Annotated in this window: 18 protein-coding genes and 1 pseudogene; 9 read left to right on the top strand and 10 right to left on the bottom strand. The window is 73.4% G+C overall.

Features of this window, described 5'->3' with window-relative positions; translation table 11 throughout:
• Window positions 1–13: 13 nt before the first annotated feature.
• The 3 genes from GGQ91_RS23385 to GGQ91_RS23375 are packed head-to-tail and all read right to left on the bottom strand — an operon-like array spanning window position 14 to window position 7,338.
• The gene (locus GGQ91_RS23385) at window positions 14–3,883 is read right to left on the bottom strand and encodes a DUF4132 domain-containing protein (RefSeq protein WP_182592944.1); all 3,870 of its coding nucleotides are present in this window, start codon (window positions 3,881–3,883) and stop codon (window positions 14–16) included.
• A gap of 48 nt (window positions 3,884–3,931) precedes the next feature.
• Window positions 3,932–6,232: a DUF5682 family protein gene (locus GGQ91_RS23380; protein ID WP_182592943.1), complete on the bottom strand. Its 2,301-nt coding sequence runs from the start codon at window positions 6,230–6,232 to the stop codon at window positions 3,932–3,934.
• Window positions 6,229–7,338, bottom strand: a complete 1,110-nt coding sequence (locus GGQ91_RS23375; RefSeq protein ID WP_043382316.1) for an ATP-binding protein — start codon at window positions 7,336–7,338, stop codon at window positions 6,229–6,231. The genes GGQ91_RS23380 and GGQ91_RS23375 overlap by 4 nt, the downstream gene beginning before the upstream one ends.
• Window positions 7,339–7,972: 634 nt before the next feature.
• Here GGQ91_RS23375 and GGQ91_RS23370 point away from each other — a divergent pair.
• Window positions 7,973–8,269, top strand: coding sequence for a hypothetical protein (locus GGQ91_RS23370; RefSeq protein ID WP_043355801.1), 297 nt, complete (start codon window positions 7,973–7,975; stop codon window positions 8,267–8,269).
• A gap of 466 nt (window positions 8,270–8,735) precedes the next feature.
• Complete coding sequence (locus tag GGQ91_RS23365; RefSeq protein WP_167380411.1) at window positions 8,736–8,879, top strand: hypothetical protein; 144 nt, start codon at window positions 8,736–8,738, stop codon at window positions 8,877–8,879.
• Window positions 8,880–8,903: 24 nt separating this feature from the next.
• On the opposite strand, the pseudogene GGQ91_RS23360 reads toward GGQ91_RS23365, so the two are convergent.
• The 4 genes and pseudogenes from GGQ91_RS23360 to GGQ91_RS28665 form a co-directional block, all read right to left on the bottom strand.
• A pseudogene (locus GGQ91_RS23360) lies at window positions 8,904–9,053 on the bottom strand (methyl-accepting chemotaxis protein); the annotation flags it as partial.
• A 355-nt stretch (window positions 9,054–9,408) separates the two neighbouring features.
• On the bottom strand, window positions 9,409–10,449 hold the full coding sequence (locus GGQ91_RS23355) for an AraC-like ligand-binding domain-containing protein (protein WP_075379970.1): 1,041 nt from the start codon (window positions 10,447–10,449) through the stop codon (window positions 9,409–9,411).
• A 236-nt stretch (window positions 10,450–10,685) separates the two neighbouring features.
• Complete coding sequence (locus GGQ91_RS28670) at window positions 10,686–11,654, bottom strand: catalase family protein (protein WP_246410875.1); 969 nt, start codon at window positions 11,652–11,654, stop codon at window positions 10,686–10,688.
• Entirely contained in the window at window positions 11,572–11,985 is a 414-nt protein-coding gene (locus GGQ91_RS28665) for a catalase family protein (RefSeq protein ID WP_246410873.1), read from the bottom strand. Before GGQ91_RS28665 ends, GGQ91_RS28670 begins: the two co-directional genes overlap by 83 nt.
• A gap of 171 nt (window positions 11,986–12,156) precedes the next feature.
• Between GGQ91_RS28665 and GGQ91_RS23340 the strand changes: the two genes are divergently transcribed.
• The 3 genes from GGQ91_RS23340 (at window position 12,157) to GGQ91_RS23330 (ending at window position 13,464) form a co-directional block, all read left to right on the top strand.
• Entirely contained in the window at window positions 12,157–12,333 is a 177-nt protein-coding gene (locus tag GGQ91_RS23340) for a hypothetical protein (protein ID WP_159020300.1), read from the top strand.
• Between the two features lie 208 nt (window positions 12,334–12,541).
• A complete protein-coding gene (locus GGQ91_RS23335) occupies window positions 12,542–12,895 on the top strand; it encodes an energy transducer TonB (protein WP_182592942.1) in 354 nt (117 codons plus the stop codon).
• A 311-nt stretch (window positions 12,896–13,206) separates the two neighbouring features.
• Window positions 13,207–13,464, top strand: coding sequence for a hypothetical protein (locus tag GGQ91_RS23330; protein ID WP_043355792.1), 258 nt, complete (start codon window positions 13,207–13,209; stop codon window positions 13,462–13,464).
• A gap of 17 nt (window positions 13,465–13,481) precedes the next feature.
• Here GGQ91_RS23330 and GGQ91_RS23325 read toward each other — a convergent pair whose 3' ends face one another.
• Both GGQ91_RS23325 and GGQ91_RS23320 read right to left on the bottom strand, forming a co-directional pair.
• On the bottom strand, window positions 13,482–13,661 hold the full coding sequence (locus GGQ91_RS23325) for a hypothetical protein (protein ID WP_043355784.1): 180 nt from the start codon (window positions 13,659–13,661) through the stop codon (window positions 13,482–13,484).
• A gap of 246 nt (window positions 13,662–13,907) precedes the next feature.
• Window positions 13,908–14,390, bottom strand: coding sequence for a DUF2721 domain-containing protein (locus tag GGQ91_RS23320; protein ID WP_043355782.1), 483 nt, complete (start codon window positions 14,388–14,390; stop codon window positions 13,908–13,910).
• A 1,028-nt stretch (window positions 14,391–15,418) separates the two neighbouring features.
• Between GGQ91_RS23320 and GGQ91_RS23315 the strand changes: the two genes are divergently transcribed.
• A complete protein-coding gene (locus GGQ91_RS23315; protein ID WP_083683394.1) occupies window positions 15,419–16,249 on the top strand; it encodes an outer membrane protein in 831 nt (276 codons plus the stop codon).
• Window positions 16,250–16,479: 230 nt separating this feature from the next.
• On the opposite strand, the gene GGQ91_RS23310 is transcribed toward GGQ91_RS23315, so the two are convergent.
• A complete protein-coding gene (locus tag GGQ91_RS23310) occupies window positions 16,480–17,040 on the bottom strand; it encodes a hypothetical protein (protein ID WP_182592941.1) in 561 nt (186 codons plus the stop codon).
• A 497-nt stretch (window positions 17,041–17,537) separates the two neighbouring features.
• Here GGQ91_RS23310 and GGQ91_RS23305 point away from each other — a divergent pair, with 497 nt between their 5' ends.
• The 3 genes from GGQ91_RS23305 to GGQ91_RS23295 all read left to right on the top strand — a co-directional run bounded on the left by GGQ91_RS23305 (window position 17,538) and on the right by GGQ91_RS23295 (window position 19,454).
• A complete protein-coding gene (locus GGQ91_RS23305; RefSeq protein WP_043756560.1) occupies window positions 17,538–17,807 on the top strand; it encodes a GCG_CRPN prefix-to-repeats domain-containing protein in 270 nt (89 codons plus the stop codon).
• 337 nt (window positions 17,808–18,144) lie between these two features.
• Window positions 18,145–18,687 carry a sigma-70 family RNA polymerase sigma factor gene (locus tag GGQ91_RS23300; protein WP_043389281.1) on the top strand — a complete coding sequence of 181 codons (543 nt, stop codon included), beginning with the start codon at window positions 18,145–18,147 and terminating at the stop codon, window positions 18,685–18,687.
• Window positions 18,684–19,454, top strand: a complete 771-nt coding sequence (locus tag GGQ91_RS23295) for an anti-sigma factor family protein (RefSeq protein ID WP_043354133.1) — start codon at window positions 18,684–18,686, stop codon at window positions 19,452–19,454. Before GGQ91_RS23300 ends, GGQ91_RS23295 begins: the two co-directional genes overlap by 4 nt.
• Window positions 19,455–19,510 lie beyond the last annotated feature (56 nt).

The raw sequence follows: 19,510 nt of genomic DNA, 5'->3' as shown, positions 1-19,510 counted from the left end.
GGCTGTCTCCCTCTCACGCGTCGCCGGCGGCGGCGAGCAGGCTCGGCGTGCGCAGGACCTCGCTGGCGGTCACCGGATCGAGGTCGCCGAACCGGTGGGTCGCCGCGGCGCGCCAGCCGGTCTCGGACAGGGTCAGGGTCCGCAGCGTCTGGATCCCGTCGCCCTCCGGGCCGGGCCGGTGCCAGAACCCGTCCTCGAAGCGCAGGACCGCGACGAGGCGGGTTCCGTCGGGCAGCGCGACCGGCCGCTGCACCGCATGGACGTGCTCGCCACCGGTGTCGGTCGACCAGCCCTGGGGCCGCAGGCCGCGCAGGCGGCGGCCGCCCACCCGGATTCCGTCGAAGCGCAGGGTCTCGGCGCCGCCCCGCTCGGCCTCGGTGAACGCGAAGGTCTCGCGGGCGAGTTGCGGGAAGGGCTGGGCGATCTCGTAATCGGCGAACAAGCCGCTCCAGGCCGCCAGCGCTTCCGGGTCGAGGTGCAGGGGATGGACGAGGCCGACCACGCCCTCGGCCGCCGCGACGTCGAGGGCGAGGGCGTCGTCCGCGGCGTCGGTCGGCGAGAGATCCTCCGCGAGGCGGAAGACGTGCCCCGGCGGCGTCGCGGGCGCACCGTCCGGATAGAACCCCCAGACGAGGCGCCCGGCGAGGTGGCGGATCAGCGGGTGGGCGGCGAAGAACGGCCAGAACACCCCGGGGGCGACGCGGCGCTGGGACGCCAGCATGGCCTCGAGCCGGGTGACCTGCAGGCCGGCGGCGGCTTCCGCGTCCTTGCGCAGGGCCGCCCAGTGCCGGGACGCCGCCTTGGCGGCCTCGGGATCGTCCGCCTTGGTCGGGCGGGGCAGGGCGGCGAGCCGCCGGCCCTCGGCGTCGCGCAGGACGGGCTTCAGCGTCTCGTCGAAGCCGACCCGGAACCGGCGCTCCCCGAAGGACAGGTCGAGCCCGCCCCGGGCGTCGAGGCCGAGATCGGGGGAGAGCCGGTCGGCGAGGTCGACCTCGTCGAGGCCGCGCGCCTCGGCGGCGTCGACGATGGCGGCGCGGGCAGCCTCGCGCAGTTGCAGCAGCGGGCTCTTCTCGGCGATGGCGCTGAGGTTCATCAGCGCCACGTCGGTGCCGATCCCGGCGAGCACGGCGATGCCGGCCCGGCCGCGGGGCTTCAGGCCGGCCTGCCCCCAGGCGCGGATCTGACGGGTGAGGTCGCGGGCGGCGTGGTCGCCGCCGATCAGGGCCAGCGCCTGCAGGGCCCATTCCCCCGTCGCCTTGGCGCCGGCGGCGATCCAGGACTGGAACAGCGCGACCGCGAAGGCGTCGAGGCTCTCCGGCGTGCAGGCGGCGCGGACCTGCGCGACGCCCGCGTAGGGCGTCAGTGGGTCCGAGAAGGCGAGCATCTCGCACAGGGCGGTGACGGCGGCGTCGGGCAGGGCGCCGCCGCTCCGCAGGACCGGGCGGGGCAGGGCGGCGGGGACCACCCAGTCGGGGAGCTTCGGCGGCTTGGCCGGCACCTGCTCCAGCGGGTCGCTGTCGACCCCGGCAGCCACCGCCTCGGTCACGCCGGGATCCCGCTCCGCATAGGCCGCGACGGCGGCGTCGAGGGCGGCGCGCCCCGCGGGCTCGGCGGCGAGGAAGCGCAGGGCCGCGTCGGCGGCGTCGCGGTCAGGGCCGGCGGGCCCGAGGGTCTCGGGCAGGAGCCGCAGCGCCGCGGTGCGGGGATGGGCGCGCAGCCACGCGGCCGCGGCCGGCCGGAGCTTGCGGGTGCGGTGGAAGACCCGGGCGGCGACCGGGGCGAGGTCGGCGGCGTCCACCGGCTCGACCTCCGGCAGGAGCTGCGCCGGATCCGCCGCGACGAGGCGGACGAGGCCGGGCACGGCCCGCTCGCCGAAGCGGGACAGCATCACCGCGATGGTGCGCCGCCACGCCACGTAATGGGCGCGCTGCGGCCCGGTCTTCTCCCACAGCATCAGCGCCAGGGGCTCGGGCTGCCACCCGACCATCCGGAACCAGGGCCCGTAGTTGAAGTAGAAGAAGCCCGTGAACTGCTCGCGGGTGAGGTCGAGCCGGCGGTCGAGCCAGGCCAGGGCCGCCGCGGGATCCGCGTCGGCGGCCGGCACGGGCTCGGCCGGCGGCGGGATCGGCATGTCGTAGAGAGCCTCCGCCTCGGTGGCGCAGATCCGCGCCGCGAGGTCCGTCATGGCCTCCACAAGCGTTCCGGCCTGGAAGTAGAAGGTGCTGCGGTCGAGGGCCTGCTCGGGGTCGAAGCCGTGCGCGAAGGGCGTCGGGATCGGCGCCACCACCCGTTCCGGCCGGGCGCGCGCGGCCCCGCGCCGCCGCCAGGGCGGGTCCCGGAGCACGGGCGGCAGGGCCTCCGGCGCCGCCTGCGGCCCGCTGCCGGCGGCGAGCAGCCGGTCCAGGCGCCCCGCGCCCCGGCCCCCGTCGGCCGCCGCCCAGGCGCGGGCGGTCTCATGTCCGTGGCGCTCGGCGAGCGTGACGGCTCGCGGGCCGAAGGCGGGCTCCCCCTTGCCATGGAGCGCCCCGAGATAGGCCCGCAGCATCCAGTCGGGGAAGGCCGCGTCTGCGGCGTCGAGGGCGTCGCGGACCAGCTTGGTGCCCACGAAGGGCAGGAGGGCGTCGAGGGCGTCGGCGGCCCGGGTCTCCAGGAGCGCCCGGGCGATGAGCGTGCGCTCGGGTCCGACCGCTCCCTCCAGGAGCCAGACGAGGGCGGGGGTGGCCGGCTCGCCGGCCGCGTCGGCGACGGCGATCACCGTGGCGGCGGCCTCCTCGGCCCCGACATCGCAGGTCGCCAGGGTCGCCCGGTGGAACGGCGCGGCGTACCAGGGCGCGGCCTGGCTCGGCGGCAGGTCGACGATCAGCGGCAGGGCGGCGTGGGAATTGCCGTAGGCCTTGGGATCCGGCGGGTCGCAGCGCGCGAGCACCGCGCGGGCGCAGAGGGCATGGTCGGCGCCGGGCCGGTCATCCGCGAAGACCGCCGCGAGCCAGCGGGCGAGGGTCGGCTCCGGCTCCGCGGCGGCGAGCCGGAGGGCTGCCTCCAGGGCCTCCGCGTATTCCGCCTCGGGGGCGGCGGCCAGGGCGGCCCGGATGCCGAAGGCGGTGGGCATGTCCCAGGCCGAGACCGGCAGGGAGCCGTACCGGCCGGAGGGGCGGGGCTGCAGCCGGTCGAACAGGGCCACGAGCGTCCCGGTGCCGGAGCGGGCTACGAGCCAGCGGGCGAAATGGGTGAACGCCGCCCGGGCCGCCGGCCCCTGCGGTCCGGGCTTGGCACCCCAGAGGCGCTGGTTCAGCGCCGGGCAGGCCGCCTCGAGCTGCTCCAGCCAGTGCCGGGCCTCGGCGTGGTCGGGGGCCGGCGGCGCACCGTCGAGCCGGGCGGCGAGGGCCTCGGCCGGCGCGCGGGCCTCGTCGGGAGCGGTTTCCAGAAGCGGGCGGATCCGCGCCGCGAAGGCGGCCCAGTCGGCGGCGGCGTCGAGGGGCGGCCCGGGGCGGGTGCGCGTGGGCAGGGGCGTGCCGGAGAAGATCGGGGCGCCGCCGGTTGCCGGGGTGCAGCGCGCCTCCGCCCGGGCGGCGGGGGCCGGCGAAGCCTCGGCGGTTTCGGAATCGGCGGCCCGGGCAACCGTGGCCTGGGCAACCGTGGCCTGGGCTGTCGCCCCGGCGGCCGAAGCCGGTGCGGCGTCGCCGGCCGGGCGATAGCCCTTGGCGGTCTTCTCCCGCACCAGCCGGTCGAGCTCGACCCGAGCCGCCTGCGCGCTCGCGAAGCTCTTGGTCTTGGACTGCCCCTGCGTGCCGAGCCGGCCGAATCTCACGATGAGAACGCTGTCCTCGGTCCCGGCCTCCCAGAACTTCGCCGATGATCCCGCCGTCAGCTCGTAACGCTGCATGCAGTCCTCTCCCCCGTGGCGCGGCGGTAAAATTTTCCTTGTCGCGTCTCAGGTCAACCCGTAGCGGGCGAGCCGCGCGGCGACCCGCGCCTCGCGGGCCAGGGCCTCGGCCTGATCGGCCGGGCGGGCGCGCTGGCGCATCCAGGCCAGGGCCTCGACCTCGGCCCGGGCCTCGCCGAGGCCGCTCCGGCGCAGGATCGCCACGGCGATGCGCTCACGCTCCCGGGGCGGGAACCACGCGAAGGCCATCCGCAGGGACGGCAGCGCCCGCAGGAAATCCTCATCGCCCCAGGCGGCCACCAGCCCCTCGACGGAGGCCAGGGTGGCGTCGGCGGCGATCTCCTCGCGGGCGAGGGCGAACAGGCCGGCGAGGAAGTCGCCCAGCGTCGCGGGCAGGCCGAAGCGGCGCAGCCGGGACAGGGCGGCCTCCGGGTCCGAGCCGGCCGCGCCGCAGGCGACCCGGAAGCCGAGGGCCGCCCCCGCGAGGGCCGGGGGCGTCTCCGGGTCGGCGAGGCGCCGGCCGAGCATGGCGGCGAAGGGCCCGCGCAGCTCGTCGAGGCCCGCAACCTCGGCGCCGACCTCGCGGAACAGGTCGCGGCAGGCGAGGAGCAGCGGGATGGCGCCGAGCCCCGCGCGGGGCTCCCGGATGCCTTCGACGACGAAGAGCGCCCGGGCCGCCAGAGCGGCGCAGAGGCGGGCGAGGGCGGGCCGCGAAGGCGCGAAGGCGTCGCCGAACCGGTACAGCCGCACGATCCCGGCCCCGGCGGCGCCCAAAGCGGCCACGTCGTGCGCCGCCGCGATGCCGGCGCTCAAGCGGGCCAGCAGATCGCCCTCCAGGGTCAGCCCGGCGAACAGCGCGTCGGACAGGGCCCCGGTGAGAACGGCGAGGGAATCCGGCGCCGCCTCGACCCGGGCGGAGATCCGGGCGGCGGCGGCCATCTCCAGGGTGCCGCCCCAGAGCGAGGCCTCGATCAGGGCGCCGAGCCAGTGCGGGTGGCGCACGAGCGTGAAGCGCTCCCGCGGCAGGCCGGGCTCGGCGCGGTCCGGCCCCTCGCGGGCGATCCCCGGCAGCCCGAGCAGCGCCAGCCGGTGCAGCAGGTGCGCCCGCGCCCGGTCGCCCGGCTCGGCCCAGTCGAGGTCGATGCTGCGGCGCGCCGGCCCCGGCTCCAGATCGGCGGCGCGCAGACGCTCGGCGACGTCGGCCACCAGGGGCGGCTGCCGGGTGCCGGGAGCGAGGCGTCCCTCGCGCCGGCCGGTGAGCGCCCGCAGCATCGCGGCGAGCGCGGGGTGGCCGGGCGCAGCGCCGCCGGCCGCCCAGGCGGGCGGGCGGTCGAGGGCGTCCTTCACCAGGGCGGCGAGGGCCGCGTCGATCAGGTCGGCGCGCAGGATCGCCGGATGGGCGCGCAGCCGGGCGAGGGCCTCGGCATGGACCCGCCAGGCGATGCGGTCGGCGGTGGAGACGACCTGTCCGGCCTCACGCAGGGCCGCGGTGATCGCCGTCATCGCCCAGTCGGCCGCGGGGGCGAGGCCCGCCTCGGCCACGCGCTCGTAATAGCCCGGCGCCGGCATGCCGGCCGCGTAGCCTGAGAACCGGTCGAGCCGGAGATAGGCGTAGGGCACCACGTAGCTGCCGGTGCGCAGGTCCGGCTCCGGCGGCGCCGGCTCGGGCCGGGTCCCGTCCGCCTGCGCGGCGTGGCGCCGGACGGCGTCCGCGTGCCAGCCGCCGCAGACGAGGACCACCGGCCGGTCGCCGGCCGCCCGCAGGGCGTGGGCCGCGTAGGCGCCCATGAAGCGCTCGCGGGCCGCCTCGGCGGGATCGTCCGTGCCCGGCGGGCGCAGCAGGGCGAAGTAGCGGTCGAGCCGGGCCGGCAGCTCCGCCTCGGAGGCCGCCTCGGCGAGGACATCCCAGAGGGCGTCCTGGTCGGCGACGCCGAGGGCGGCGGCCAGCGCCCGCTCGGCGGCCTCGGTGCGGGCCCCGTGCGGGTCGGCGTAACGGTTGGCGCGGCGTCCGAAGGCCGGGTCCCAGGCCGGCAGGTCGCAGAACAGCGTCTGCGCACCCACCGCCCGGCCCGCCTCCAGCGCCTGCCATTCCGGCGAGAAGGCGCAGAACGGCGTGTAGGAGGCGGCGCTGCCGGTCGCATCCGCCCGGAACGAGAAGATCGCCACCGGCAGGTCGTGGCCGAGGGCGAGGTCGGGCAGGTGCGGGTTGAAGTCCACCGGACCCTCGATCAGCACGAAGGCCGGCCGCAACGCCGCGATCCTGCGCCGGACGAGCCCGGCGCAGGCCGGGGAATGGTGGCGTACGCCGATGACGGTCAGGCGGCCGGAATCCGGCGCGGGACCGCTCATTGCGGTGTGAGGAGGTGCCGCGCCGCGTAGAGCTGGCGCCACGCCGCGCCGGAGCGGCGGCTGACGCGCTGGTCGAGATAGCGGCGCAGGCGGGCGAGATCCTCCGCGTCGTCCTTGGCGGCGGTGCCGGCGAGGCAGGCGACGATGTCCTCCGGCTGGCCGGCATCGCCCCGCAGGAAATGGCCCTTCACCCCGATGGCGTGGGCGACGCTGACCGCCTCCGCGGTGCTCATCACGGAGGAGAGCCGCTCCATGCCGGTGCCCTCCGTATCCACGGCCTCGCGCAGCTCCCGGAAGCAGGTCACGAGGAGTTCGAGCACCTCCGGATCCGGGCTGCGGGGCACGCCGGACCGGGCCAGAAGCGCGGTGGCCTCGCGCTGCACCAGGGCGAGTTCGGCCTCAAGATCGGCGATCGGGAACACGGTCTCGAAGCCGAACCGGCGCTTGAGGGCCGCCGACATCTCGTTCACGCCCCGGTCGCGGGTGTTGGCGGTGGCGATGAGGTTGAAGCCGTCGCGCGCGTAGACCATCCCGTCCGCGCCGGTGAGTTCCGGCACGGCGAGCACCCGGTCGGACAGGACCGAGAGCAGGCTGTCCTGCACCTCCAGCGGGCAGCGGGTCAGCTCCTCGAAGCGGACGATCCGCCCCGCGCTGAGGCCGGTATGGAGGGCGCCCGGCACCAGGGCGCGGGGGCTCGGCCCCTCGGCGACGAGCAGCGCGTAGTTCCAGCCGTAGCGGATCTGGTCCTCGGTCAGCGACGCACCGCCCTGGATCGTCAGGGTCGAGCACCCGCTGATCGCGGCGGCGAGGAGTTCCGAGAGCAGGCTCTTGGCGGTCCCGGGCTCCCCGATCAGCAGGAGGGCGCGCGAGGTCGCCAGGGTGACCATGGCCCGCTCCACCAGCGCGGGCGCGCAGACCACCTTGGCGGGGGTCGCGCCGTCACCGCAGATGAAGCGCCGCACGGCCTGGAGCGAGAGCTGCCAGCCGGGCGGCCGCGGCGCCGAATCCTCGGCCCGCAGGCGGGCGAGTTCCGCAGCGTGGACGTCCTCGGCCGGGGGTCTCTGACGCGCCTCGCGATCGCCGCCCGCCCGCACCGCCTTCGCCATGCACCCGTCCCCTGCCGTCGCGCCGATCCTGTCGGCGTGTCCTGCGATCGGCAGAGCATGCCCCGGCACGGGCATGTCTCTCAAGCGCCTCCGAGCATCTCCGAGCATCTCCAAGCATTGGTGGCCCGGCGCATGCGTCCGGCCGGCCCGCACGGCACCGGACGGGCCAGAACGGATGTCTTTCCGAGAGCGCCTACATCGACACCAAGCACAACGTCAGGATCGCGATCTCGAAGACGATCCAGCCACCGAAGACGACGACCAGCTCCCAGTCGGTTCTCTCTTTGGTCTTGGCCAAAGCGTACATGCTCGACCTCCTCGCGCAGCCCGAGAGGCCACAAGCGAATTCAGTCACCACGATAGGACGCGACGTATACGAATATTCAATCAGATTCTGCCGTGGATTGCAATTGTTCGAACCCGCTCAAGCCCGAAGATAAATCAATACATCACTCCGCGAAACGCGCGCCGCGCCTTCTCGGACGCGGAAATATTGCATCGCAGCAAGTATTTCCCCGCAGGCCCGGCGCTCGCGCAACCCCGATCCCGGGGACGTGAACGGGATCCGTCCGGCCGCGTTGCTCCCGACAGGCCCGGTAGAGGCAGCCTGGGGAAGCGTTCCGAGGATTCACACATGAAGACGTTGATCAGCCTGACCGTCGCGGGCCTCCTGGCGACGGGCGCGGCCGCCACGGCCGCGGAGAATACCGGCCCCCGCATGCAGGGCTCGCCCAATGCGGCCGGCTATACGGGCAAGGACGAGACGGGGAAGGGCGCGACGACGGGGACGACGACCGGCACGACGACCGGATCACCGGGCTCGGAGATGCCGAAACAGGACGGCCGGATGAAGGGACCGCCGAATGCGGCCGGCTTCCAGCCGGGCGGCGACAAGGCCGGCGGCGCGGCCGGAGCCCCGGACCGTCGCTGATTCGCCTCATGTCGGGGCGGGATCCGGCCCACGATCCCGCCCCTGAAGCCGGAGCCCCAGCCGCGACAGGCGGGGGCGGCAACCGGACGGGCCGCGCAATGCGGCGGCCCCATGGAGCACGGCGCGCGCAACGATATCCCCGCCACGGCGACGGCGATCGAAGGGCGGGGCCGCGATGGCCCAGGTCGAGGCGGAGCCGGTCGCAGGGCCCTGATGAAGGCCGTCGACCTGCCGGAGACGCCGGGATTCGAGGACGGCGGCGCCGTCCCCCTGCGCGCCCGGGCAGCGAACGTTCTGCTCGTGAAGCCGTCGCGGCACCGCGGCGGCGCACCGCGGCGGCATTGCGGCGGCATCGCGCCAGCAGCATGGCCGGGACCTGTGCCGCTGCGGCGGCCCCGTCATCCAGCCGTCATCGGGCCGGCCTAGGGCGGCGCCTCCCGCCCACCCGACCGGCTATGCTCACCTGATGGATTGGTCCGACCTGCCCGAAGACATCCCCCCGTCGTCGGCCGCCGACGCGAGCCGGATGCGGCTGTACATCACCGTCGGGCTGATCGGCATGGGGGCTCTCGGCATGGTCGGCGGGATGCTGCACATCCTCCCGGCCTGAGCGAGACCGCCGCCGCCCCGGCCCGGCCCGTTCGGTCGCCGCCCGGATCGCGGCGATCCGGCCGCCGATCTCGTCCGTCGTCCGGGCGGTCTGTCCGGCGGTCACCTTCACCGCCGCGGCGACCACGGCGAAGCCCCGGCCCGCCTCACCGGCGCGGGCGGCCTCGATCGGGGCGACGCCGCATCATTCAGCGAACCAGGATCGATCCCCCGCACCAGACCGGCGCCCCCCTGCCGCAGGAACCGGAAGGTCCCGGCGGGCAGTGCGTCGCAGCGCGGCTCCATCGGCTGGACGACGCTGCCGCCGGGCCGGCGGCAGGCTACCGGACGGGATCGGGCAAGGCAGAAGCCGCAGCGCCGGGGAGGCGATCCCGGCTGCTTCCATGCGGATCGCCCGATGGCAGCGCCACGGGAGGTGCCCTGAGAGGCCGGGATCGACACCCGCGGGTGCCGCTGCCGAATCCCGGAGGTCATCGCGGCTCCAGAGCGCCCGCCGGAGCCGGGGCACGCGGTTCGGAGCCCGAATCCGCTCAGGCCGCCAGCTTGAGAACCCAATCGTAGAAGTCGGTCCAGGTCTCCGACGGGGCCGCCGGCTCTGTGCCCGACGATTTCCCGGGTTCGATCGCGACCTGCGCGCGGACATCCCGAGGGGCGCAGCCGAACTCTGCGCGGAAGGCCTGGGTGAAATGTGCGGGGCTCTCGAACCGCCAGCGATACGCCACATCGGAGATGCGGGCGAAGCGCCCGTCGCCGGCGGCGAGGTCCCGATAGGCGCGGGCGAGCCGGCGCTGCCGGATATAGCCGGACACGCCCCCGAGGGGGACGAACAGCCGGTACAGGGCGCTGCGCGAGACGCCGAACCGCTGCCCGATCGCCTCGGCGGTCAGGTCCGTGGACGCAAGCTCGGCCTCGATGAAGCGCCGGATGGCGACGAGCAGGGGGGCCCGCTCGAGTGGCTGGACGCCCCCATCCTCCTGCGGCAGGCCCAAGGCCGCCACACCGAGCAGCGCCGCCGTGGCCTCAGCTGCCGCAGCGGCCTCCGGCTCCGAGAACCCGGTCGCGTGCGTGCTGAGGGAGCGCAAGTGGTCGGTGAGCATCCGGCCGAACGGCGTCGCACCCCGGATCACCGCCCCGTGCAGGGTGTCGAGCGCGCTTTGCCGGACGCCGAAGAGCGGCCGCGGCAGGACGACCGTGATCGCCTCGTAATCCGTGGAGGCGGCGGAGAGGGGCCGCGACAGGTCGAACAGGCAGATGTCCCCCGGCGCGCAATCCTGCTCCCTGCCGCTGACCGCCACCCTCGATTGTCCGGAGACACGCATGTGGGCGACGATGTGATCGACGCCCATCCGGGCCACTAGGCCACGCTCGCGCACGAACCGGAGCCCGGAGGCGCGGGCGCTGCAGACGATCGCGGTGCCGAGGTGCCGAACCCGCGACTGACCGCGGAAATCGGACAGATCTTCCTTGCGGATCGTGAAGTCCCAGAACGGCGCGACGGCGTCGCGCCAATCGTCGGCTTGACGATGACCGGGGCTCTCACCCGTGAGCAGCAGGATCGGTTTTGGTCGCATCGCCCGTGTTGTGGTCCGGACCGCGCACATGGCATCGGCCCCGCCGCCAGTATGGCGATTCCTGCTGCTTAGAAAAGTGGCACTCCGTTCCAAACACCGGACTCTGCGCTCCGGGCTCGTCCTGTCCTGCGGGATCCGGTGCCGGAGGTGGAACGTCCCGCAGGCCGGTCGGCCGCGGGACGGGACGGGACACGGTTGTGAGGATCGCGGACCGCGATCCTGATGGTCGAGCCCCGTTACCGTCCGCTTGGGGCTGCGCCGCTGCCGGTGGCACCGTTGCCGGTGCTGTTGTCGCCCGCAGGGGCGCCGGGGGACGAGGTGTTGCCGTTGGGCGTGCTCTGCGCGGCGGCCATCCCGGCGCTGCCGGCGACGAGGGCGAGAGCGAGCAGGGCGGATTGAACGGTTCGGCTGGTCATGGCTCTCCTGGATCCCGATCGGATTCTCGACGTGCCGGCCCATGCCGGCTTGCCTTCGAGAACCGCCCCCGGCCCGCCCTGTTCCCGCCCGGACGGGAGCGGCGCGAATCGGCCGCGGACCTCGGGCATGCCCGTGCAAGCATCCAGACCCGGAATGCGGCCGCGCTGCCCGGCTCGTGGATCGGGCAGCCGTTGTGCTCGGCCCGGAAGCCGGCCGAGCGGGGATAGACCACTCGGCGCGCGCATGAGGGCGCCGAGCGGACGATGGGCGGCGAGGCCGTGCCAAGGACTGAGGACGAGGCCGTCATCGCGAGCCCGCGCCTTCGCGTCGCTCCAGGCCTCCTGACGCGGCACGGTGATGCGCGCCACAGGGCGATAGGGGCTCTCGGCCTCGGGCCAGGGGACCGAAGCGCCCTCGACCGGCATCGTCTCGCGATTGGTGAGGAGTTGAGCCCGGATTTCCCAGACGCCCGCCTGCGCGGCGAAGAAGGCCGCGACCGCCTCGCGCAGGCCGTTCGGCTTGCCGTTGACGTTCAGGGCGGCGCCCGTGAGCGCGGTCAGTTCGGGCGAGACCGGCGCCACCGCGACCTTCGCGACGTAATCGCCCCAGCGCAGGGGCGCCTGGCTGTAGAAGGTCTCGCCCAGGATGTGGGTTTCGGGATGACCGCCGAGGGCGATGACTGTCGGGCTCTTCGTGCCGAGTCCCTCAAGCACCGCCTCGACGCCGCGCAGCAGGGCCGAGAAGCCCTTCTTGAACACCTGCGGGGTGTCGGTGGCGCTCGCCGGCAACGCCGAGATTCCTGATGGCGAGGCCCCGGGGTGTCGACACGCTGTCGTCGAGGATGTCGCCGGGATTGGTCGAGAAGCGCAAAACCACATCGTGGCGCCCCGGCGCCGCGAAGGCGCCCTGGGCGAACGCGGGGGACAGTCCGGGCAGCACCTCCAGGGAGCCGACCAGCAGGCCGTGCGCCTTGGCATGAATCCCGCGCACCGCGTGGCCGTCATCCTTCAGGGTGGGGCCCTGGATCTTGGCGAGTTGCTCGACCATGCCCGCATGGACCACCGCCTCATCGGGCTGCGGAGCCTCCAGGTCGGGCGCGTAGCGAATGAAGGCGGTCATGGGCCTCGGGGAAGACTCGGGGGCGCCGGGCAGCGGATCCGAGCCGCAAACCGTTCGGATGCAGGCCGTTCCGGGCATTTAGGGCGGCGGGAGCTGCGGGCCGCGCCGTTTCCGCCGGGAACACCCGGCAGCCCCCCGAGCTTGTCCGAAGGTCGAGACCTGGGGCGTGGCGTGAAGGTGTTCCGGATCATGCAGGCGGCGACGGGGGCGATCCTCTGGATCGGCTCCGCGCTCGATCCCCTTGCAGCCCTCGACGCGATGGCGCGCGCAGCCGGCTTCCGCGACAGCACCCGGATCCCGAGCCACCTGCGGGCCGGAGGCCTCCATGTCGAAGAGGTGGAGGTCTGAATCCGCGCCGCGCCGAGCAACGGGCCGGGCGGCTGGACGTGCGGCTGGACGTGCGGCGCCGATATCCCATCCCGGGCTGGCGGATCGAGATGCGCTCGCCGGAACCGACCACAGCGACCGCTGTGTGCATCGGGGAGAACAGGGGGGTTGCCGACAAGTGTAGCGATGCCGTTCACGCGTCTTCAGGGAACGCCACGGAGGGTACGGCATGAACTCCGCCGATCCGACACCGCGCCTGCTCGCGGCCGGGGCGTCCCTCACCGGGACCGGCATCCTGATGTGCCGGACCGAGCCGTCCTGGGACGGGATCCTCATCGGCCTGCTTTGCCTCGGGCTCTGGGCCCTCGGAACCCTCGCGACACGGCCGGGGCCCGTGACGCGGCCCACACGGACGATACGTCCGGTCCTGCTTGAGGCGGTCGTCGTCGAGCGCCCCCGACCGCCGCCCCTGTTGCTGCCCGCGCCCCGGACGTCGGCCGACGACCGGGGCGGATCGAGCCCATCCCGCCTGCCGGACAGGCCGACGCACCGCCCACGCGTCATCGGGCGCCGGCGCGGCTAGGGCCCCATGGCCGGCCCGGGATGCCGCTGACCCGGCGGGCGAGCAGGGGCGAGAACCGCGCTTCGAGAGCCTTGAGACGTGTCACCGGGGTGCCCCGGCGACGGCCGGGGCGGGCGCGAAGACCGCGGCGGGGAGCCCCGCCCGCGCCGAAGGAATCTGGTAAGGAGGTGAGCCAGTCATCGATCCCAGGCCGGCTGGATGTCCTGCGGCGTCCTCGCCATCCGGACCGACAAAGGGCCGCCGTCCGGAATCCTGCGTCGCCGCGCCGGCTCTGGCGGCGCGCCGCCCCCATGACCGGCCAGGAGATCGCCATGGCCCCGATCGAGACCCCGGTGCCCTACCGGCTGCAATGCATCGTCCACCGGGAGAGCGCCGGCGGCATCATTATCCACGACGAGCAGATTCCCGGCGCCACCGACGAAGCGGCGGTCGCCACCGCGAAGGCACGCTTCACGCAGTTGCTCTCCGGCCGGTCGGGCTCGGCGGCTCTGAGGGACCCCGCAGGCCGGGTCGTCTGGTCTGCCCGGCAGACGCCGCCGCCCGGCACGGTGGGATCCGGCATCCCGTAGGACACCTCCCGGCGGGGTCAGGGGGTGTGGCGCGCCTCGAGATCGATCACCGGGCCGCCCAGATCGAAGAACTCATCCTCGTACGGGAGCAGGTCCTGCGGTTCCTCAGCCTCCCGCCCCCCGAACGGCAGGAGCGCGGACAGGACTCCGAGGCAGAGCGCTCCGGCAACGAGAGCAATCATAATCGCGAAGCTCATCACGGAACACTCAGGCGAAGCCGACGGCGGCATCAGGCCGTCGGAAGATTAAGGCCCGGTTCCCGCACGCCGCAATCGTTCATGGCCGTCCGCGCGACCACGGATCGACCGTTCTGCACTCTGAACGGCGCCCCGCACGCCCCGAAGCGCCACGAAGCGCCACGGGGGCACCGCTGGCGCACCGTTGCGGGGCGCATTCGAGGATTGGACCGGCCCCGGCGCGGCCCGGGTGATTCGGATGCGGAATCACCGTGGCGTCGTGACCGCATCCTGACGGTGCTCGACCTCGTCGCGCACACCGCGGCCGGCCATGAGGATCTCGGTCATGAACGCCGCGATCGCCGCCACCGTGCAGATCAGCGCCGCGCCGAAGCAGGCGAACAGGACGGAGGCGGTCGCCGCGTCGCGCAGGGCCCCGACGAACAGGGTCAGCACCGCCAGGCCGATCAGCCCGCCTCCGAGCGAGGCCAGGACCACCGCCACGTCCAGCACGAAGGAGCGCCGCCGCAGGAAGGTCAGACGGCGGGTGAGGCGGACAGCCTCGGCGGCCGTGGCCCGGGCGGTCTCCGCCGAGAGGCTGTCGACCTTGTCGGAGATCCGGCCGAGTCGGGTCGAGAACACGTTGAGCAGCGTCGCCAGGGCCGACAGCAGGAAGGCGGGCGCGAGCGCCACCTGGATGATGTGCGCGACGCTGTCAGGCTCGGTCGCATTGAGGGAGAAGCCGAACATCGACGCGCTACGCTCGCGGACATGTCATGTCCCGGCGCGGCCGGGCATCGGTGCGGATGGAGGCGCGGGTGCGCACGGGTCCCGGGCGGAGCAGCCTACCATAGGAGCCCCTCCGCCTGCAGCCCGGCCACCAGCAGGAACAGCGCCGAGAGGAACGCGACCGCGATGTAGGGGGCCGGCGTGTCCGTCACCGAAGCCTCCCGGCGGGCGTGGGGCACAGATGCCCGATCCCGATACGGGCCGGGAGGACCGGCATCGAAGGCAGCGCGACGGGTCCCATGCGCGTCTCCTGAACTCTCCACCGATGACGAGGCCGGGCAGATAGGGCCTGATATGCGCCGGGAAAGCCGCGGCCGTTCGGCCGTGCGGCGGCCGCAGGTTCTTCCCCACAGGCCGGGCGGAGCGGGTCCGCACCGGGAGCCGGCACCGGGTCTTGCGCGAGATCTGCGGCGCCCCGGGAGATCGATCGGTCCATGGGGCCGCGGCCGGACTCACGGTCGTCCGCCCGAGATCCGGATCCGGCCGGGCCCCCTATTCGCGCGGGCGCATCCGCCGTCGGACGCCGGAAGATCAGGGCCGGGCCGGCGCGAACCCGACGGGCAACGATCCGATACGCTCCCGGACCGGAGCAGATCTCCCGCCTCGCGCAAGCGGGCAATCCGGGGGACCGATCTGGGCTGTTCGTAAATTAATGTTAACCGCTCTTCGGGTCGCAGACGGACTTGCGGGCCGCCTGCCGGTAGGCTCTAGTGAATGTCGAAGCTTCCTGGTTGGTCCTGGGAACGTTTACGAACGAACTTCAGCCCCGTCCGCACCGCGCGGCGGGGCTTTTTGTTCTCGGAAACACTCCGATACACATGGTCGAGAGCGCTTCGACCAATCCCGATCGGGATGTGCCCCAGCACACTTGGCTGTCTTGGCGGGAGGGCCCGTATCCGGGCTGTTGCGGCGACGCACTATCGCCCTGGCGCGCCCTGTCGTTCTGTCCGCCCCGCACACATCCCGCACAACGGGAGACAGAGGACCAGATGATCAAGAAGCTTCTTCTCGCGAGCGCCGCCACGGCCCTCCTGACCGGCGCCGCCTCGGCCGCCGACCTGCCGCGCCGCGCCGCCCCGCCGCCGGTCTTCACCCCCGTCCCGGTCTTCACCTGGACCGGCGCCTATTTCGGTATCAACGCCGGCTACGCCTTCGACGCCAGCAGCAACAACACCAACAGCTTCGCCGTGCCCTTCCCGTACGGCAACGGCACCACCGCCTTCTTCAACCAGCGCAACCAGGAAGGCTTCTCCGGCGGTGGCCAGGTTGGCTACAACTTCCAGTTCACCCCCGGCTCCGGCATCGTCGTCGGTATCGAGGCGGACGCCCAGTACCTCGACTTCGGCCGTAACCGGAACAACGCCTTCGTCGTCGGCCCGCTGGCTCCCGGCTACTACGTCACCGACCCGCGCGGCCTCTCCAGCCTCGACTTCTTCGGCACCGTCCGCGGCCGCATCGGTTACGCCTTCGATCGCGTGCTGTTCTACGGCACCGGCGGCTTCGCCTACGGCTCGGGCAGCGCCGACCGCTCCTTCGGCGGCTTCGCCGGCAATGACAGCTTCCGCACCGGCTACGCCGTCGGCGGCGGCATCGAGTACGCCCTGCCCACCGACTCCTTCCTGAACTTCTTCCGCTCGTCGGCCGTGACGCTCAAGGTCGAAGGCCTGTACGTCAACCTCGACCGCAACACCCGCAACCAGGGCGCGTTCGTCATCAACGCCGCCAACAACTTCCCGGTGGCGTACAACACCATTGGCCGCCGCGATGACGAGTTCGCCGTCGTCCGCGCCGGCCTGAACTACAAGTTCGGCTCGTACTGAGATCCTCGCGCGATCGCGCCCCCCGCGCCGCGGGGGGCTGCGTCCCGGCCACCGGGACAGCGCGAGGCCCTCTGAGCAGGCCGTATCCTTTCTCGACCTGAGCATCCCCAGCCCGATCAAACTGGCCGCTTGAGCCGAGGAGCGTCCCGGGAGTCATTCCCGGGACGTCTTGCCCGGGACGTCTTGCCCGGGACGTCTTGCGTCCTGGCGATGGCCCTCCGCGTCACGCCTCAGGCGTGGACCGCGTGTTCCAGTTGCGCCTTCGACATCCGCGACCGGCCAGGCACGTTCTGAGCGCGGGCCTTGCGCATGAACTCGGCCTTTGTCGGCTCCGACCGGCTGGAGCCCTTGCCGGACGCCTTGCCCTGTCCGGCAGACCTGCCGTCCTTCCTGCCGTCCTTGCGCGCTGCGGCGGCCTTTTCGGCGGCGGCCTCCGGCTGCTTCGAGAACTGCTTGCCCTTGCGGGTATCGGCCCGCTTCTTGGCCGTGCTGGCGGCATATTCCTTGTCCGTCAGACTCTCGCGGGCCTTCTTGGGCAGGTATCGTTCACCGGTCTTGCCGCTCTCTTCGCCCGATTTCGTGCCCCATTCCTCGTCGGTCCATTGCCGGAGATGGTTGTCGGCCGTCTTCTTGCCGGCATAGCCACCGCCTTCCTTCTTGTATTCGGCGGTCGCCATCTGCGCCTTGCGCGCCGACCACTGCCCAGGCTTGCCACCCTTGTCCGATTTCGTGACTTGCGTCTTGACCTTCTCCCACAGCTTGGGGTCGGTCTTCTTCGCTGTACCCGACATCGTCGCGCCTCGTGAAAAAGATTTGGCAGACAACACGAGCCCTGCGGCTCTGTTCCTGCGGCGCGTTCACTCCCCGCGCCCCGCCCGGTACGGTCCCGCGCCCCGGCGCCCCGCGATGCCATCCCCGGGGAGGGGACGCGTCTCGGAGCGGAGCGGGATCGGCCCGACGGCGGCCAGGATTGAGCGCCTTTCAAGGCGCGGGAACGGGAGCGGAAGACGCAGCAGCCCGATCCGGCGCAAGCCCCTGAGCAAGCCCCTGCGCGAGCCGAAGGGCGTCATCGTCGGCGGCCGAGGCCCCCCATCCGCAGCGCCTCAGGAGCCGTCGATCACGCCGGTTCGGACCGGAAGTCTGCTCTCGGCGGCCGCCGCCGGAGGGTTCCGGAATGTTTGTTTCTGGACGGTTATGGCGGAGGTCAGCCCACATTCAGGCGAGACGACCATTCTATCGTGGCCTTGTGTCGGTCCCGACCGGCACAAATCGAACAGAAGGTCAGATCATGATGCACGTGAAGATGTTCGCGGCGACCGCGGCCGTCATCGGCGGCCTCGGCCTCGTCTCCGCCAGCGCGGCGCCCCTGGCACCCGCCGGAGCCGCCGCGATCACCGGCCCCGCGTCTGTCAGCACCGTCGCCTTCGGCTGTGGACCCGGCTGGGCGCCCGGCCCGTACGGGCGCTGCCGGCCGATCTACCGTCGTCCGCGCTTCTACGGCCCCCGCTGCTTCTTCCGCCCGACTCCCTGGGGCCCGCGGCGGGTCTGCCGCTACTGATCCGACGGCTCGGGATCGATCGCGGCACCGAACCGTGACGCGAGCCGCGAGCTGATCCAGGGGCAGGCGCCGTCTCCGAGGAGGCGGCCCTGCCCCTTCCCGTTGGAAGGGACGCGAACGCCCGGGATCGCGCATCCGGCCCGTGCCGCCAGGCAGGCCGGGGCCCGGCCGCAGAGCCGCGCGCCGTCGGACCGAAAGTCCCGGCGCGGGGCGGGAATAAATCCCGCCGCCCACCGGTTCCTGATCGTGTGGCACCACGCTGCGGTCTGGAGCACGAGGGTCGGGACCCCATGGCTTCGCAGGCTCTCGACGGGGCGGGCCCGGCCCGGCCGCCGACATGACGACCCTGGCGCGGGCGCGCTTCAGCCAGTTCGTCCTGCCGCGCCTCGACGAGGGTTACCGGCTCGCGCACTGGCTCACCGGAAATGCCACCGACGCCGAGGACGTGATGCAGGAGGCGTGTCTGCGCGCGTACCGGGCGATCGAGGGGTTCGCCGAAGGCAATGCCCGAGCCTGGTTCCTGACGATCGTCCGCAACACCGGCTATTCCTGGCTGCAGCGGCACCGGCCGCGGGCGGTGGTCTTCGCCGACGACCTCGCCCCCGAAGCCCGCGCCGAATTGGAGACCGGAGGCGCCCTGGCCGAGGCCCCGGAGACGCCCGAGTCGACCCTCATCGCCCGCGACGAGGCGGGGCAGCTCGCCCGGGCGGTCGGGTCCCTGCCGGTGGCCTTCCGGGAGGCGCTGATCCTGCGCGAGTACCACGGCCTCAGCTATCGGGAGATCGCCGCGGTGACCGGCGTCCCGATCGGAACCGTGATGTCGCGCCTCGGCCGCGCGCGGCAGCATCTGCTTGTACGGCTCGCGAAGGACGGGCGATGACCGACGACGAGACCCTCCAGCTCCTCAGCGCCTACGCGGACGGCGAACTGTCCCCTGGCGAAGTCCTGGCCATGGAGCGCCGTCTCGCCGCGGACCCCGCGGCGCGGGCGATGGCAGAGCGCCTCCGCGACCTCTCGCGCGCCCTGCGCGGCCCTCTGGCGGGACCGTCGGCCCCGGAGACCCTGCGGGCGGGCGTGATCGAGCAGATCGGCTTCTCCGATCCGCCCCCATCCCGCACCCGGCTCGGCTCCTGGCAGGTGCTGGCCGCGACGCTGCTCCTCGGTCTCGCCGGCGGCGCCGCGCTCGGCGCCGGGGCCGTCTATCTCGACCGCCCCGGCGGCGCCCCCGATACGGGCGCGTCCGTGCTCGCCGGCCACCTCCGCGGCCTCGCGGCGCCCCAGCCCTTCGACGTCGCCTCCTCGGACCGGCACGTGGTGAAACCCTGGTTCAACGGACGGACCACCATCGCGCCCGAGGCTCCGGACCTGTCGGATCGGGGCTTCCCGTTGATCGGCGGCCGGGTCGACATCGTCGCCGGCACCCCCGTGCCGACCCTGGTCTATCGCCGCGACCGGCACGTGATCAGCGTCACGGTGGTCTCCGCCGCCGACGGGGCTGCGGACGGCGAGGGACGGCGGGACGGGTCCACGATCGAGCGCTGGCACCTCGGCGACCTCACCTACTGGGCGGTGTCGGACCTCAACCCGCGCGACCTGCGCGCCTTCGCCGACCTGTTCCGGTCTCGGGCCGGCGGACGTCCGAGCTGAAACGGGAATAATCGGCATTTCCGACGGGTTGTTACTGATATCGGGGAGTCGATGCG

The organism is Methylobacterium fujisawaense (assembly GCF_014138435.1).
Lineage (GTDB): Bacteria > Pseudomonadota > Alphaproteobacteria > Rhizobiales > Beijerinckiaceae > Methylobacterium > Methylobacterium fujisawaense.
This window is presented reverse-complemented; position numbering and strand designations above follow the sequence as displayed.

Bases quoted from the DNA above. Each gene is read 5' to 3' on its own strand.
- GGQ91_RS23385 (WP_182592944.1), bottom strand. From the start codon at position 3,883: ATGCAGCGTTACGAGCTGACGGCGGGATCATCGGCGAAGTTCTGGGAG.
- GGQ91_RS23380 (WP_182592943.1), bottom strand. From the start codon at position 6,232: ATGAGCGGTCCCGCGCCGGATTCCGGCCGCCTGACCGTCATCGGCGTA.
- GGQ91_RS23375 (WP_043382316.1), bottom strand. From the start codon at position 7,338: ATGGCGAAGGCGGTGCGGGCGGGCGGCGATCGCGAGGCGCGTCAGAGA.
- GGQ91_RS23370 (WP_043355801.1), top strand. From the start codon at position 7,973: ATGAAGACGTTGATCAGCCTGACCGTCGCGGGCCTCCTGGCGACGGGC.
- GGQ91_RS23365 (WP_167380411.1), top strand. From the start codon at position 8,736: ATGGATTGGTCCGACCTGCCCGAAGACATCCCCCCGTCGTCGGCCGCC.
- GGQ91_RS23355 (WP_075379970.1), bottom strand. From the start codon at position 10,449: ATGCGACCAAAACCGATCCTGCTGCTCACGGGTGAGAGCCCCGGTCAT.
- GGQ91_RS28665 (WP_246410873.1), bottom strand. From the start codon at position 11,985: ATGACCGCCTTCATTCGCTACGCGCCCGACCTGGAGGCTCCGCAGCCC.
- GGQ91_RS23335 (WP_182592942.1), top strand. From the start codon at position 12,542: ATGAACTCCGCCGATCCGACACCGCGCCTGCTCGCGGCCGGGGCGTCC.
- GGQ91_RS23330 (WP_043355792.1), top strand. From the start codon at position 13,207: ATGGCCCCGATCGAGACCCCGGTGCCCTACCGGCTGCAATGCATCGTC.
- GGQ91_RS23325 (WP_043355784.1), bottom strand. From the start codon at position 13,661: ATGAGCTTCGCGATTATGATTGCTCTCGTTGCCGGAGCGCTCTGCCTC.
- GGQ91_RS23320 (WP_043355782.1), bottom strand. From the start codon at position 14,390: ATGTTCGGCTTCTCCCTCAATGCGACCGAGCCTGACAGCGTCGCGCAC.
- GGQ91_RS23315 (WP_083683394.1), top strand. From the start codon at position 15,419: ATGATCAAGAAGCTTCTTCTCGCGAGCGCCGCCACGGCCCTCCTGACC.
- GGQ91_RS23310 (WP_182592941.1), bottom strand. From the start codon at position 17,040: ATGTCGGGTACAGCGAAGAAGACCGACCCCAAGCTGTGGGAGAAGGTC.
- GGQ91_RS23305 (WP_043756560.1), top strand. From the start codon at position 17,538: ATGATGCACGTGAAGATGTTCGCGGCGACCGCGGCCGTCATCGGCGGC.
- GGQ91_RS23300 (WP_043389281.1), top strand. From the start codon at position 18,145: ATGACGACCCTGGCGCGGGCGCGCTTCAGCCAGTTCGTCCTGCCGCGC.
- GGQ91_RS23295 (WP_043354133.1), top strand. From the start codon at position 18,684: ATGACCGACGACGAGACCCTCCAGCTCCTCAGCGCCTACGCGGACGGC.